General features: G+C 48.8%; 17 protein-coding genes. 5 read left to right on the top strand and 12 right to left on the bottom strand.

Going from position 1 to position 14,308, the window contains the following annotated elements; genetic code table 11:
- Positions 1-19: 19 nt before the first annotated feature.
- Together rpmA and rplU are read right to left on the bottom strand one after the other, a co-directional pair.
- A complete protein-coding gene (rpmA, locus tag EWA64_RS10745; RefSeq protein WP_004401772.1) occupies positions 20-277 on the bottom strand; it encodes a 50S ribosomal protein L27 in 258 nt (85 codons plus the stop codon).
- Positions 278-297: 20 nt separating this feature from the next.
- The gene (rplU, locus tag EWA64_RS10740; protein ID WP_000271393.1) at positions 298-609 is read right to left on the bottom strand and encodes a 50S ribosomal protein L21; all 312 of its coding nucleotides are present in this window, start codon (positions 607-609) and stop codon (positions 298-300) included.
- 271 nt (positions 610-880) lie between these two features.
- On the opposite strand from rplU, the gene ispB reads away from it, so the two are divergent.
- The gene (ispB, locus tag EWA64_RS10735) at positions 881-1,852 is read left to right on the top strand and encodes an octaprenyl diphosphate synthase (protein ID WP_061900851.1); all 972 of its coding nucleotides are present in this window, start codon (positions 881-883) and stop codon (positions 1,850-1,852) included.
- A gap of 64 nt (positions 1,853-1,916) precedes the next feature.
- Here the strand turns inward: ispB and EWA64_RS10730 are convergent, their stop codons facing one another.
- Together EWA64_RS10730 and mdh are read right to left on the bottom strand one after the other, a co-directional pair.
- On the bottom strand, positions 1,917-2,102 hold the full coding sequence (locus EWA64_RS10730; RefSeq protein ID WP_039423292.1) for a hypothetical protein: 186 nt from the start codon (positions 2,100-2,102) through the stop codon (positions 1,917-1,919).
- 140 nt (positions 2,103-2,242) lie between these two features.
- A complete protein-coding gene (mdh, locus tag EWA64_RS10725) occupies positions 2,243-3,175 on the bottom strand; it encodes a malate dehydrogenase (protein WP_061895275.1) in 933 nt (310 codons plus the stop codon).
- Positions 3,176-3,551: 376 nt separating this feature from the next.
- Between mdh and argR the strand changes: the two genes are divergently transcribed.
- From argR to EWA64_RS10705, 4 genes are all read left to right on the top strand, one after another.
- Positions 3,552-4,022 carry a transcriptional regulator ArgR gene (gene argR / locus EWA64_RS10720; protein WP_061895319.1) on the top strand — a complete coding sequence of 157 codons (471 nt, stop codon included), beginning with the start codon at positions 3,552-3,554 and terminating at the stop codon, positions 4,020-4,022.
- A 348-nt stretch (positions 4,023-4,370) separates the two neighbouring features.
- Positions 4,371-5,339, top strand: coding sequence for a TAXI family TRAP transporter solute-binding subunit (locus EWA64_RS10715; RefSeq protein ID WP_039440996.1), 969 nt, complete (start codon positions 4,371-4,373; stop codon positions 5,337-5,339).
- A 212-nt stretch (positions 5,340-5,551) separates the two neighbouring features.
- Entirely contained in the window at positions 5,552-8,131 is a 2,580-nt protein-coding gene (locus EWA64_RS10710; RefSeq protein ID WP_061895276.1) for a TRAP transporter permease, read from the top strand.
- 74 nt (positions 8,132-8,205) lie between these two features.
- Positions 8,206-8,643, top strand: a complete 438-nt coding sequence (locus tag EWA64_RS10705) for a universal stress protein (RefSeq protein ID WP_061895277.1) — start codon at positions 8,206-8,208, stop codon at positions 8,641-8,643.
- A 65-nt stretch (positions 8,644-8,708) separates the two neighbouring features.
- On the opposite strand, the gene EWA64_RS10700 is transcribed toward EWA64_RS10705, so the two are convergent.
- The 8 genes from EWA64_RS10700 to mlaF form a co-directional block, all read right to left on the bottom strand.
- Complete coding sequence (locus EWA64_RS10700) at positions 8,709-9,434, bottom strand: 1-acylglycerol-3-phosphate O-acyltransferase (protein ID WP_061895278.1); 726 nt, start codon at positions 9,432-9,434, stop codon at positions 8,709-8,711.
- Positions 9,435-9,569: 135 nt separating this feature from the next.
- Positions 9,570-10,835 carry a UDP-N-acetylglucosamine 1-carboxyvinyltransferase gene (gene murA, locus EWA64_RS10695; RefSeq protein ID WP_061895279.1) on the bottom strand — a complete coding sequence of 422 codons (1,266 nt, stop codon included), beginning with the start codon at positions 10,833-10,835 and terminating at the stop codon, positions 9,570-9,572.
- Positions 10,836-10,845: 10 nt separating this feature from the next.
- A complete protein-coding gene (gene ibaG / locus EWA64_RS10690) occupies positions 10,846-11,100 on the bottom strand; it encodes a BolA family iron metabolism protein IbaG (protein WP_061895280.1) in 255 nt (84 codons plus the stop codon).
- Between the two features lie 3 nt (positions 11,101-11,103).
- Positions 11,104-11,421 (bottom strand): STAS domain-containing protein, encoded by a 318-nt coding sequence (locus EWA64_RS10685; RefSeq protein ID WP_061895281.1) that lies wholly within the window; start codon positions 11,419-11,421, stop codon positions 11,104-11,106.
- Positions 11,421-12,056 (bottom strand): MlaC/ttg2D family ABC transporter substrate-binding protein, encoded by a 636-nt coding sequence (locus EWA64_RS10680; RefSeq protein WP_061895282.1) that lies wholly within the window; start codon positions 12,054-12,056, stop codon positions 11,421-11,423. Before EWA64_RS10680 ends, EWA64_RS10685 begins: the two co-directional genes overlap by 1 nt.
- A 2-nt stretch (positions 12,057-12,058) precedes the next feature.
- On the bottom strand, positions 12,059-12,547 hold the full coding sequence (mlaD, locus tag EWA64_RS10675; protein WP_061895283.1) for an outer membrane lipid asymmetry maintenance protein MlaD: 489 nt from the start codon (positions 12,545-12,547) through the stop codon (positions 12,059-12,061).
- Positions 12,548-12,549: 2 nt separating this feature from the next.
- Complete coding sequence (gene mlaE, locus EWA64_RS10670) at positions 12,550-13,338, bottom strand: lipid asymmetry maintenance ABC transporter permease subunit MlaE (protein ID WP_061895284.1); 789 nt, start codon at positions 13,336-13,338, stop codon at positions 12,550-12,552.
- Positions 13,331-14,134 carry a phospholipid ABC transporter ATP-binding protein MlaF gene (gene mlaF / locus EWA64_RS10665; RefSeq protein WP_061895285.1) on the bottom strand — a complete coding sequence of 268 codons (804 nt, stop codon included), beginning with the start codon at positions 14,132-14,134 and terminating at the stop codon, positions 13,331-13,333. Before mlaF ends, mlaE begins: the two co-directional genes overlap by 8 nt.
- Positions 14,135-14,308: the final 174 nt, after the last annotated feature.

The following is a 14,308-nucleotide window of genomic DNA, read 5'->3' as shown; positions in this document are numbered from 1 at the left end:
ATTCAGCTAGAAACCTAAATTATTCAGCTTCGATGCTTACAAATTTACGGTTTTTAGGACCTTTCACTTCGAACTTAACTTTACCGTCAGTCAAAGCGAATAGAGTGTGGTCTTTACCTAGGCCAACGTTGTTACCAGCGTGGAACTTAGTACCGCGCTGACGAACGATGATGTTACCTGCTAGAACAGATTCACCACCAAAACGCTTAACACCCAGACGTTTACTTTCTGAATCACGGCCGTTACGAGTAGAACCACCAGCTTTTTTGTGTGCCATTGTTAAACTCTCCTATTAGATTACGCGTTGATACCAGTGATCTTCACTTCCGTGAACCACTGACGGTGACCTTGTTGCTTACGAGAGTGCTTACGACGACGGAACTTAACGATTTTAACTTTATCGCCACGACCGTGTTGTACCACTTCTGCAACTACTTTACCGCCCTCAACTAGAGGAGCACCAACTTTGATGTCTTCGCCGTTAGCAACAAGAAGAACTTTATCAAATTCAACAGTTGCACCAGTTTCAACGTCTAATTTCTCTAAACGAAGAGTTTGACCTTCGCTTACACGGTGTTGTTTACCACCAGATTGGAAAACAGCGTACATATTTTACTCCGCTCTTTCCGCACAGCCTATGCATACATTTTGTGCGATAAGGGTGTGCGCTAAACTAATCATCAATAGGGCGCAGATTCTACAGAAAGGATGCCCCTATGACAAGCCATATTTTGAAAAAATTGGCGAAAAGCTAATCGCCAAAGAAAAGTGCCGCAATCATGCCTTTTAGTAATGTATTAATCAATGTTTTTTAGTGTATTATTCGAGAATTATACGAATCCTATAAGCCTTGCAGGGTCTAACTTCAGCCGGATATACAATGGATTTTAAAACTATCCAAGCGCTTACTGCCGATGACATGGCAAAAGTGAATGAAACGATTCAAGCTCAACTGAATTCTGATGTTTCTTTAATCAACCAACTTGGTTTTTATATCATCAGTGGTGGCGGTAAACGTCTCCGACCTTTATTGGCGGTATTATCTGCACGTGCGTTGGGTTATCAAGGTGATGCCCACACCACAGCCGCTGCTTTTATTGAATTTATCCACACCGCAACCTTACTCCATGACGACGTCGTGGATGAGTCGGATATGCGTCGTGGCAAAGCGACAGCGAACGCCGCTTTTGGTAACGCTGCCAGCGTGCTGGTTGGTGACTTCATCTATACCCGCTCATTTCAAATGATGACAGAGCTTGGATCCATGAAGATCCTTAAGCTGATGAGCGATGCTGTGAATGTGATCGCGGAAGGCGAGGTCTTGCAATTAATGAATTGCAATGATCCTAATACTACCGAAGAGAGCTACATGCAGGTGATCTACTCGAAAACCGCACGCTTATTTGAGGCCGCAACGCAGATCGGGGCGATCCTGACCGACGCTCCAGCCGACGTTGAGACTGCGCTACAAAATTACGGCAAATACCTTGGCACTGCGTTTCAGCTGATCGACGATGTGATGGATTACACTTCCGATGGTGAAGAGATGGGTAAAAACGTCGGTGACGATCTCGCGGAAGGTAAACCTACTCTACCGCTACTGCATGCGATGCGCCACACCAGCGAAGAAAACGCTGCAATGATCCGTGAAGCGATCGAAAAGGCCAATGGCATGGAGCGTCTGGATGAGATCATGGCGGTGATGTATCAAGCAGGCTCACTGGCTTACACCGAAGCCAAGGCGGTTGAAGAAGCCGACAAAGCCATCGCTGAGCTGGAGATTTTGCCGGAATCTGAGTACAAGCAGGCTTTGATTGCTTTAGCGCATATGGCAGTCAACCGCAGCAAGTAACCGTCACGAATCAAAAATCATCACCAAACAAAAGGAAGAAACCCGTTCTTCCTTTTTGTCTCCTTTATTCACGGCGTTCACTACACGGCGACGCGGCCGCTTCAATCTCATCAAAACGCAATGCGAGCTGTTGCTGCGTCCCTGTTTTTTCCACCAAGACCATTTCCATTTCTCGATCAACGGCCAATATGGTGCCAACGCCTTGCTGACACTCCACCAACATTCCTTTACGAATGGCGCAGGTTTCCATCGTCTCTCTCCTCTCTTGATGAAAGCGTGTTACTTTTCGCTTGGATCACTGACGATCTAAGATACGCAGAAAGAGAAAAGAGGGATCAAAAAAGCCGATCGTAAAGATCGGCTTTAAAATAACAGTGTTTGTTGGAGTGATTACTTAACGAAATCAACACCGATTTGGATGTCGCCCTGTAAGGTATCCAGCATGCCATCAAGAGCGGCTTGCTCAAATGCGCTTAGTTCGCCATACGGTAGGATCTCTTCTACGCCATTCTTACCCAGCTTGACTGGCTGTGCAAAGAAACTGGTATGCTCGCCATTGCCTTCAACGTATGCGTATTCAACCACTTCCTCACCCTGAAGCGCTTTCACTAATGCAAGACCAAAGCGACATGCAGCTTGCCCCATAGAGAGAGTCGCTGAGCCGCCACCCGCTTTGGCTTCGACTACTTCAGTACCTGCGTTTTGAATACGTTTCGTCAGCGCTGCCACTTCTTCATCGGTAAATTCAACGCCTTCCACCTGAGAAAGTAGCGGTAAGATGGTGACGCCGGAGTGACCACCGATAACCGGAACGCGGACTTCATTTGGGTTTTTGCCTTTTAGTTCAGCGACAAAAGTTTCAGAACGAATAACATCCAGCGTGGTAATACCAAACAGTTTGCGCTTGTCATAAACGCCAGCTTTCTTTAGTACTTCAGCAGCAATTGGCACGGTCGTGTTCACTGGGTTGGTGATAATACCAACACACGCCGTTGGACAAACGACCGCTATACGTTCCGCCAATGCTTTTACGATGCCAGCATTAACATTGAACAAATCAGCGCGATCCATACCAGGTTTACGTGCCACGCCAGCAGAGATCAGCACAACATCTGCACCTTCAAGCGCAGGGGTTGGATCTTCACCGGCATAGCCTTTGATCGAAACTGGCGTTGGGATATGGCTTAGATCCGCGGCAACACCAGGAGTAACAGGAGCAATATCGTATAGGGCTAAATCTGAACCCGCAGGAAGGCGGTTCTTCAGCAAAAGAGCTAGGGCTTGACCGATGCCACCCGCGGCACCAATAACAGCTACTTTCATTGTAGTTCTCCTTGAGAGTGATCTCTTATAAACGTTTTCGTAGGGTACTTCGTAAACATCTGGGTAAAAAACTATAGCAATCACAACTTGATTACAATCAATTAACGCTCGCTTTGCGACTTCGCGCAACTCACATATTGCGTGCCACACAAAAAAAGCGGATTATCTACACAATTTCTATGCATGACAACGAGTTAACACTCTGTCAAAAAGCAAACTACGCCGTCACCTGCTATCACGTCATCTCAGCTTCGGCTGCCACTTAATGAAATGTTTACAGTGACTTCTCTAGCAGATTACACGCTCCCTTTGGCACTTAATGAATATCTATGCGAGAATATGCAAGATGAAACTAGAATCGGAAATATTAGCTGTTATGCGCAATTCAGAAAAACAAGATAATCTCGTCCGTGCTTTTAAAGCTTTATTGAAAGAAGAACGCTTTGGCTCTCAAGGCGAGATTGTTGATGCCCTCAGAGATGAAGGTTTTGATAACATCAACCAGTCTAAAGTCTCTCGCATGTTGACCAAATTTGGCGCAGTACGTACGCGTAATGCCAAAATGGAGATGGTTTACTGTTTGCCAGCCGAATTGGGCGTTCCTACCGTCAGCAGCTCACTACGTGAGTTAGTGCTGGATGTCGACTACAACCAAGCCTTGGTCGTTATCCATACTGGCCCAGGCGCAGCGCAGTTAATCGCACGTCTATTGGACTCTCTGGGCAAGTCGGAAGGCATTTTGGGCGTAGTGGCCGGAGACGACACCATCTTCATCACACCAACCCTGAACATTACCACAGAGCAGTTGTTTAATTCCGTCTGCGACCTGTTTGAATACGCAGGCTAAATTCCTTAGCGTGTCTCTGCTCTACTAGGCTTATAGGGAAGGGATCACCGCTAGGCAGAATTTGTGATCCCTTTCACGCAATCAACGTTTTTGATTGTGACAGATTAGAGCAATTTAACTCATTGATAATTAAGTGACATTACATTCAAAGCGCGCTACTCCTCGCCAATTTGACTAGATTTTTTCGCTACAACTTTTAACAATCGTATAATTTTCTGCCAATTATTTGTTATTATTCGGCCACTTTTTCAAACTTAAGCGTTGGAAAAGGTGCCGTTTCCCAAAAGGAAACTCCTAAAGCACATGACACAGACTTTAGGGTTGATAATGAATAAGGAAGGAACATTCATGGCATTAAAAAAACTTGTTAAAGTGGGTGCGATCGCCGCTGCTGTAATGGGTGCTGGTGCAGTAAACGCTCAAGAATTCATCACCATTGGTACAGGCTCAGTGACTGGGGTTTACTACCCAACGGGTGGCGCCATTTGTAAGCTGGTAAACAAAGGACGTAAAGAACACAATATCCGTTGTTCTGTAGAATCAACGGGAGGGTCAGGTTACAACGTCAATACCATTCGTGCCGGTGAGCTCGACTTCGGCGTCGTACAGTCAGACTCTCAGTACAACGGTTACAACGGCCTTGGTGAGTTTTCCGAGTTCGGTCCTTACAAAAAGCTGCGCGCTGTTTTTTCTCTGCACACAGAACCGTTCAACATTATCGTTCGCTCTGACTCTGGTATTGAGGGCTTGAAAGATTTGGCGGGTAAACGTGTGAACATTGGCAACCCAGGTTCGGGTGACCGTGCCACTATGGGCGTGGTAATGAACGCTATGGGCTGGACCAATGACAGCTTCAAACTGGCATCAGAATTGAAGGGGTCTGAACGTTCACAAGCACTGTGCGACAACAAGATCGATGCCTTCATCTACATGGTTGGTCACCCAAATGGCTCGATCAAAGAAGCCACGACGTCTTGTGATGCCAAACTGATCTCGGCCACTGGCCCACAGATCGACAAGCTGGTTGCGGACAATCCGTACTACACTTACACCACAGTCCCAGCCGATATGTATCGTGGCACCAACACCGACGTGAAAAGCTTTGGTGTTGCAGCTACGCTGGTAACCTCAGCGGACGTATCCGATGCCGTCGCTTATAATGTGGCCAAAGCCGTATTTGAAGACTTTGATACCTTCAAGCGCCTTCACCCAGCATTCGCCAATCTGAAGAAAGAAGATATGGTGAAAGCGGGTATTTCTATCCCTCTACATCCAGGCGCAGTGAAATACTACAAAGAAGTGGGTCTTCTGAAGTAAATTTCGCCCTAAGTTCAGGCAGGAGAACAAACTCCTGCCTTCTGATTGACCACGATTTTAGGTTAATAGCATCATCTCGCCGCCGCAAGGCTGCGCTGCAATAAAAATAATAACCATCAATGAGTCACCACACGTATCGTCCTTGCCAGAGCGAGGCATGCTGGTAACTCGAAACCGATAGACACCGGACCATCAATAATAAGGAAACGTACATGACGACGAACCAAACTACGTCACAAGATGTGCAAGAAATGGTGGCACAAGCCGATACTGGCGCACGGAATCCGAATGGATTACCGGGACAAATTCTCTGGTTTGTCCCACTTTGCTGGTCACTGTTCCAGCTTTGGTACGCTTCACCGCTACCATTTATTTTTAATTTCGCAATTCTCAACGATACTCAGGCCCGAGCGGTTCACCTCACCTTTGCTGTTTTTCTCGCTTTTACCGCCTATCCGGCCCTAAAAAACTCGCCGCGCGATCGTATCCCCCTCATTGACTGGTTACTGGCGTTGGCGGGCAGCTTCTCTGCGGCGTACATCTATCTTTTTTATACCGAGCTGGCTGGCCGCTCAGGAGCACCAACGACATTCGACATCATCGCATCAGTAACGGGCATGGTTTTGCTACTTGAGGCGACACGCCGAGCATTGGGTCCACCGTTGATGTTAGTCGCTGCCGTCTTTCTGCTTTACACTTTTGCTGGTCCTTACATGCCGGAAGTGATCGCCCATAAAGGCGCTAGCCTCAATAAGGCAATGTCTCACCTGTGGCTCACCACCGAGGGGGTCTTTGGTGTTGCACTTGGGGTATCGACCTCGTTCGTTTTCCTCTTTGTTCTGTTTGGCGCCATGCTAGAGCGCGCGGGGGCGGGTGCCTACTTTATTAAAGTGGCGTTTTCACTGCTCGGACACATGCGCGGTGGTCCAGCAAAAGCGGCCGTGGTCGCTTCAGGCTTGTCTGGCTTAGTATCCGGTTCATCTATTGCCAACGTAGTGACCACAGGTACGTTCACCATTCCTTTGATGAAACGAGTGGGCTTTCCGGGTACCAAAGCTGGTGCTGTGGAAGTTGCCGCTTCAACCAACGGCCAGCTTACTCCCCCGATTATGGGCGCGGCTGCGTTTTTGATGGTGGAATACGTTGGCATCTCTTATGTCGAAGTGATCAAAGCCGCCATCTTGCCTGCACTGATTTCTTACATCGCTCTTATCTACATTGTTCACTTGGAAGCGTGCAAGGCAGGCATGACTGGCCTCCCACGTCGCCACAACCCGACTCTTTTACAAAGCCTGCTGTCGTTTACTGGCACCATTGTCGCCCTGTGCGTGATTAGCGCTGCGGTCTACTACGGTATTGGCTGGACAAAAGGCGTATTTGGCGCGGCGGCAACGCCGATTGTCATGACAGCGTTACTGATCTCATACGTTTTACTACTCAAAGTATCAGCCAACCACAGCAAAGATGGCGCTATCGAGATCGACGCAGAGCTGACCGAAGTACCCGATCCCGGTCCAACCATCAAATCGGGCTTACATTTCCTCTTGCCGATCGTCGTACTAGTGTGGTGTTTGACGGTTGAGCGCTTTTCACCGGGTCTGTCTGCATTTTGGGCAACGGTGTTTATGATATTCATCTTGATCACTCAGCGTCCGCTCACGGCGTGGCTAACTAAGAGTGACGATCTCACTGAGCAAACCAAAGCGGGCTTTGTCGATCTTGCAGAAAGCTTAGTCTCTGGCGCACGTAACATGATCGGCATTGGCGTTGCCACAGCGGCCGCAGGCACGGTAGTCGGCGTTGTTACTCTGACTGGTATCGGCTTAGTGATGACCGACTTTGTCGAGTTTATCTCCGGCGGCAGCGTGATCATGATGCTTCTCTTTACCGCCGTGATCAGTTTAATCCTCGGCATGGGCCTGCCCACTACCGCTAACTACATCGTCGTGTCAACCTTGATGGCGCCTGTAATCGTCACTCTCGGCGCGCAGCACGGCTTGATCATTCCACTGATCGCAGTTCACCTGTTCGTGTTCTACTTTGGCATCTTGGCCGACGATACGCCACCGGTTGGCTTAGCCGCGTTTGCTGCCGCGGCAATCGCCAAATCCGATCCAATCCGTACAGGTATTCAAGGTTTTGCCTACGATATCCGCACCGCCATCTTGCCGTTTATGTTTGTGTTTAACACTCAACTGCTGTTGATGGGCATTGATACTTGGTGGCATTTGGCGTTGACCATCTTCTCCTCCATCACCGCGATGTTGATCTTCTCTGCGGCAACTCAAGGTTGGTGGTTAACCAAGAACAAATGGTGGGAAACTTTGCTTCTACTGGTACTGACTTTCTCGTTTTTCCGCCCCGGATTTTGGTGGGATATGTTGTACCCCGCCAAAGTTCTTTCACCGGGAGTTGAGGTAACGCAAATCACCGCCGCACTGAATATAGGACAATCGCTCGAACTCCGTGTTGCTGGCGAAAACCTCACGGGAGAACATGTCGAGAAAACCGTGCAACTGCCTTTTGCTGACGATGCCATCACAGCAGAAGAGCGGCTCAGTTCAATGGGTCTCTCTCTGATAGAGAAAGAGGGGAAAATGCTGGTCGATATGGTGGAATTTGGCAGCCCGGCAGAAGCCTCTGGTATCGATTTTGATTGGGAAATCCAGTCGGTGATGCAAGACGCTGATAGACCGATGAAAGAGTGGGTTTTTGCCCCTTGCTTACTGATACTGCTATTGATGGCCAGTAACCAGAAACGCCGTGCTCGCAAGGAACAGATGAGCGCCTAAATTGTGGTAGCTTCGTTTTCGGGGCTACCTTTATCTCACCGTCGTCTACTGAACACAAAATTAGAGATATCACCATGTACAGACAAATTCTTGTTCCTGTTGATTTGAATGACAAAGGCTTTGCAGATAAAGCCGTTGAGCTGGCAGTGTGGCACGCTCGCCAAGCCAATGCCGAACTGCATCTCCTTAACGTGTTGCCAGGCATCCATATGTCGATGGTCTCGACGTATTTTCCCAAAGATGCGGCACAGAAAATGAAACAAGATGTGGCGCAGCAGTTGAAAGCATTTGCCAGCGAGCACATCGCTGAAGATGTGGTGTACAAGGTACACGTTGCCGAAGGCAAACCGTATGCAACCATTCTCGATTATGCAGAAAAACTCGGTGCGGACTTAATCATTATGCCGAGTCATAAGCGTTCGAAAATCGACAAAGTAGTACTCGGATCTGTGGCGAGCAAAGTGGTCGAAAACTCGCCAATCAATGTCTTGATCGTCAAGCCGCAAGGTTAGATTGGGTGTACGCTAAAGGCAAAAAAGGGATGTCGCTGACATCCCTTTTCTTTTGATTTACATCGTTATTTGGTGTTGCGCTGCTTCACTTCCGCGTCTAGGCTCTCGAGCTTTGCTTTCATTTGATCATGACACAGTTGCGCCAGTTCGCGTAGGTTCTCTTTTGCGTATCCTTCGGTACTGATCGGAGGCAACATCTCCACAATCACATGCCCGTTATTACAACGGTTCAATTTAACCTGATCGGTCGAACTACAGACGATAGGAATGATAGGCACACCAGCACCAATTGCCGCGTGAAATGCCCCCGTTTTGAACGGCAGCAGCCCACGGCCACGCGAACGGGTACCTTCTGGGAACATCCACACCGACACATCCGAGGCTTTCATGCTAGCCACCACTTGATCTATGGTGCCTTTGGCTTTGGTGCGATTCGCACGGTCAATCAAGATATTGCCTGTTAACCAGTACAATTGACCGAAAAACGGAATCCAAACCAGACTTTTCTTGCCGACGGTCACCACCTTCGGGGTCACGGCAGTTGAAACGGTAAACAGATCCCAGTTGTTCTGGTGGTTAGCGATATAAATGTGCTGACCACGCTGGTAAGCGTCCTCTGGGATGCGCAGTTCCAGTTTGATGCCATACACCGATGCCATTTTGGCAAACAGACGGCCAAAGGTAAAAACATGCTTCGGGTTACGCGGGCTAAGTAAGCAGTAGCCGCAGCCGAAGACGAACATCACAATCGCAAATAGCGCGGTTGCCAAGATACGTAAAAGGGCAATCATTCTGTTCTCCAGATGCCGATAAGATAAATAACCTAAATGTGTTTTGGACAATAGTTTGCCCAATGGATTCGCTGCGGGAAGCGGCTCATAAAAAAGCCGAAACTTGAGTTTCGGCTCTAGTTGAATCAAGGCAGTTTAGCTTGACTCACGAAAACGCTCAATATTTGCACCTAATGCATTGAGTTTATTTTCAATTTTGTCGTAGCCACGGTCGATATGGTAAATGCGATCAACGATCGTCTCCCCTTTAGCGATACAACCTGCAATGACCAAACTGGCCGAAGCACGCAAATCGGTCGCCATCACTTGTGCACCACTCAAACGAGTCACATCGCCGCAGATAACGGTATTACCCTCGATGTCAGCCTTCGCCCCCATACGCATTAGCTCAGGAACATGCATAAAACGGTTTTCAAAGATGGTTTCGGTGATCACGCCGCCACCTTTTGCCATCATGTTGAGCAAAGTGAACTGAGCTTGCATATCGGTTGGGAAACCCGGATGGGGAGCGGTACGAACATTGACAGCTTTGAGCTCACGCCCAGTCATATCAACCGAAATCCAATCGTCGCCAGTTTCCACCAGCGCACCCGCTTCTTCTAGTTTGGCCAACACCGCGTCCAAAAGATGGGCATTAGTGTTACGACACACTACTTTCCCGCCAGATACCGCTGCTGCGACCAAAAAAGTACCCGTTTCAATCCGATCCGCGACCACCGCATGGCGCCCGCCACCAAGACGTTCAACCCCTTCAATGGTGATGGTATCTGTGCCCGCGCCAGAAATTTTCGCACCGAGCGTGTTAAGGAATTTGGCGGTATCAACAATTTCCGGCTCGCGCGCGGCGTTATCCAGCACAGTGGTACCTTGCGCTAAGGTCGCGGCACACATGATGGTGATGGTTGCACCGACACTCACTTTATCCATCACGATGTGAGCGCCTTGTAAGCGGCCATCGACGGTTGCTTTCACGTAACCATCTTCCAGTGTGATGGTCGCACCCAGTTGCTCTAGACCAGTGATATGCAAATCCACCGGACGGGCACCAATCGCACAACCACCAGGCAAAGAGACTTGACCATGACCAAAACGCGCGACCAGCGGACCGAGTGCCCAAATCGAAGCACGCATGGTTTTGACTAAATCATACGGCGCGCAGTATTCAGTAATTGAGCTAGGATCAACATGCACAGAACCATTGCGCTCGACTTTCGCGCCAAGGCGTTTGAGCAGCTCCATGGTGGTATCAATATCACGCAGGTGAGGAACATTGGCCACTTCAACAGGCTCTTCAGCCAAAATCGAAGCAAACAAAATCGGCAGTGCGGCGTTTTTAGCCCCAGAGATGGTCACTTCACCACTAAGCGGCTTGGTTGACCCAATAACACGAAACTTTTCCATTACTAAACCTTTACAGAGACATCAGTTTCTTATCACGGGCCCATTCAGCTGGCGTGTAAGTTTTAATCGAGACAGCGTGAATATCATTCCGCTGGATGTACTCCATAAGAGGTGCGTAAATCATCTGTTGTTTCTTAACGCGGCTCATTTCAGCAAAACGAGCGTCCACAGCAACCACTTCGTAGTGGCTACCTTCACCTTTTACATGCACCTCTTCAAGGTTCAGTGCTTCTTCTAGTAACTGCTGTACTTTTGCGCTATCCACAATTTACCCCTGATAACTTTGAATATGTCCGGCAACCACGGTTTCGACGTTACTTAGTTGAAACAGTGTGCGCAACTGCGCTGGCACGAAACTGAGCATTATATGACAGTTTTGTCGTTTTGCATGCTCTATTAAGTGAATTAGCATCACCATTCCGGCAGAATCCACCCGTTTGATCTCAGCCAAAGAGCATTCCACCTGCGTCGCGCCGGGCTTCCAATGCTGGGCAAATTGCCACAATGACGGCACTTCGTCACGATCTAAATCTCCGCGAAGAGCAATTTTATCTGCAGCGATTTGCTGCCATTGTGCCTGCACCATTAGTTTTTCACCTCAAATCGGATGGGCTGCGTCGCCAACTGTTCCAGCTCTTTTGCAACGGCCAATACGCCTTCTTGGCGAATTTTTCCATTCCACTCAGATTGTTTGCTAGACAGTAAGCTGATCCCTTCGGCCACCATGTCGAACGCTTGCCACTCACCATCTTTTTCTTTACGCAGCTTGAACTCCAATTTGATGTTCGGCCTTGGAGAATCAATGATATCGACTTTGATGCTAGTAATTCGTTTCGAGTCATCCAGTGGCGGCTCTGGGCCAAACTCGACTTTCTGATCGGTATATTGCGTCAGTACTTGGGCATAAGAAGTCACCAAGTAGGCACGAAACGCGCTAATAAACTCACCAACGTCTTCTCGCTTCGCCCCTTTCAAATTGGGGCCTAATAGTTTAAGTGCCGCGTATTTGTCGTTGATGTAAGGCATCAATTCCTCTTCGACGACCACTTTGAGGTGCTCAGGATTTTTCTGGATCAGTGCTTGATCGGCAGCCAAGCGCTCAAAGGTTGTCTGCGAGACTTGCTTCATCATTTTGTAAGGATCAGTTTTATCGATCTCTTGTGCTGAGACATTGACGCTCAGCAGCAGTAGCGCGACTACCGCGAGTAAACGTTGCAACATAGCTATTCCTTCTTCGGATCTTCTTTATTCCCTACGCTGTAGAGCACTTGTCCTATCAAATCTTCCAGCACTAAGGCTGACTTAGTATCTTCAATGAAATCGCCGTCTTTGAGCATTTGTTCGTCGTCAAAGACAAACCCCGGAACCAGGCCAATATACTGCTCACCAATCAGTCCTGAGGTCAGAATCTGTACACTCGATGTCTCCGGAAACTGGTTATATCGGCTACTGATCGAGAGCGTGACAATTGGCACTAAAGTCTGCGGGTTAAGCTCGATAGAAGAGACTCGACCAATCACCACCCCACCCACTTTCACCGGTGAGCGCACTTTAAGGCTGCCAATGTTATCGAACTCCGCTTTGAGCGCGTAACTATCGCCTGACCCTAAGCCTTTTACGTCAGCAACCTGAAAAATCATCACCAATATTGCGCAAATTCCTGCTAAGACGAAACTGCCAACCCATAATTCTGTTTTGCGTGTTTGTTGCATGATTAGTTCCCAAACATCAGTGCGGTCAGTACGAAGTCAAGCCCCAGTACCGCCAACGAAGAGTGTACCACCGTACGTGTTGTCGCACGGCTAATGCCTTCCGAGGTTGGAACGGCATCGTATCCATTAAATAACGCTATCCAAGTGACGGTGATAGCAAAGACAACGCACTTGATCATGCTATTGCCGATATCTTGCCCAAGCTCAACCGAAGCCTGCATCGCCGACCAGAAACTGCCATGATCAATGCCTTTCCAGTCGACACCGACCAATTGACCTCCCCAGATGCCGACGGCCATAAAAATCATCGCCAGCAACGGCATGGAGAGAAGCCCTGCCCACAATCGAGGAGCAATCACCCGCTTAAGTGGATCAACCGCCATCATTTCCATGCTGGATAGCTGTTCGGTGGCTTTCATCAAACCAATTTCAGCGGTGAGCGCCGAACCGGCTCGTCCGGCAAACAGCAATGCCGTAACGACCGGGCCAAGCTCACGCAACAGTGAGAGTGCTACCATTTGCCCTAAGCTGCCTTCGGCACCGTAATCGACCAGAATCACATAGCCTTGCAGGCTCAGCACCATGCCGATAAACAGGCCAGAAACCACGATGATCGCCAGCGATTGTACGCCGACACTGTGAACTTGCTTAACGAGCAATGGCAGGTTTTTTATAGGTTGCGGTCGTGTGAATACGGCGCCGAACAACATTAGGCTCGCCCGTCCAAATGACTCGCAAATCGCCATAAAACGACGCCCGACCCCGGAGACAAAGTTGGTCAATTCAGACATGGTCAAATAAATCCTTCTCAATACTCTGGGCGGGGAAGCGAAACGGCACCGGACCATCGGCGTCACCCTGCAAGAATTGCTGGACACGCGGATCGCGGTTGTCTCGCAGCTCCTCCGGTGTGCCTTTCGCAATCACTTTACCATCGGCCAGCAGGTAGACCCAATCGGCAATGCTCATCACTTCAGGAACGTCATGGGAAACAACGATAGAGGTCACCCCAAGCGCCTGATTGAGATTGCGAATAAGTTCTACCAACACTCCCATGGTGATCGGATCTTGGCCGACAAAAGGCTCATCAAACATGATCAAATCCGGATCGAGCGCAATCGCACGTGCTAACGCCGCGCGGCGAGCCATGCCACCAGAGAGTTCACTTGGCATTAAGTTCGCTGCCCCTCTCAGACCAACCGCTTCGAGCTTCAACAGCACTAAGGTGCGAATCAGCTCTTCAGACAATTGGGTGTGTTCCCGCAGTGGAAAAGCGACGTTGTCGAACACGTTGAGATCGGTAAACAGCGCCCCAGATTGGAACAGCATGCTCATTTTCTTGCGAGCTTGATAGAGCTTACTGCGCGATAGCGCCGGGATATTGTCACCATCAAACCAGATTTCGCCCGCCTCGGGCAAAATTTGTCCGCCGATTAAACGCAGTAAGGTGGTTTTACCAATTCCGGACGGCCCCATGATCGCGGTGACTTTGCCTTTCGGCACCTCAAGGTCAACGTGATCAAAGATCAGCCGCTGTCCTCGGGAGAAAGTCAGCCCTTTTATGGTCACTAAATCGTGGTTCGACATAGTCTCTCTTGTCAGTGTTTGTTAGATGGGTCGTCAATTTGAGTTGCCATCATAAGCAGATTAGTTGGTAATTAAAAGCACTGTTCGATTAAATAACTCGCACAAAATTGTTACATTTCACCCATGAACTGGCGTTGCAATCCTCAGCAGGATAGCAGAGATAAAGCATACACG

Origin of the sequence: Vibrio cidicii (assembly GCF_009665415.1) — a bacterium.
Classification (GTDB): domain Bacteria; phylum Pseudomonadota; class Gammaproteobacteria; order Enterobacterales; family Vibrionaceae; genus Vibrio; species Vibrio cidicii.
This window is presented reverse-complemented; position numbering and strand designations above follow the sequence as displayed.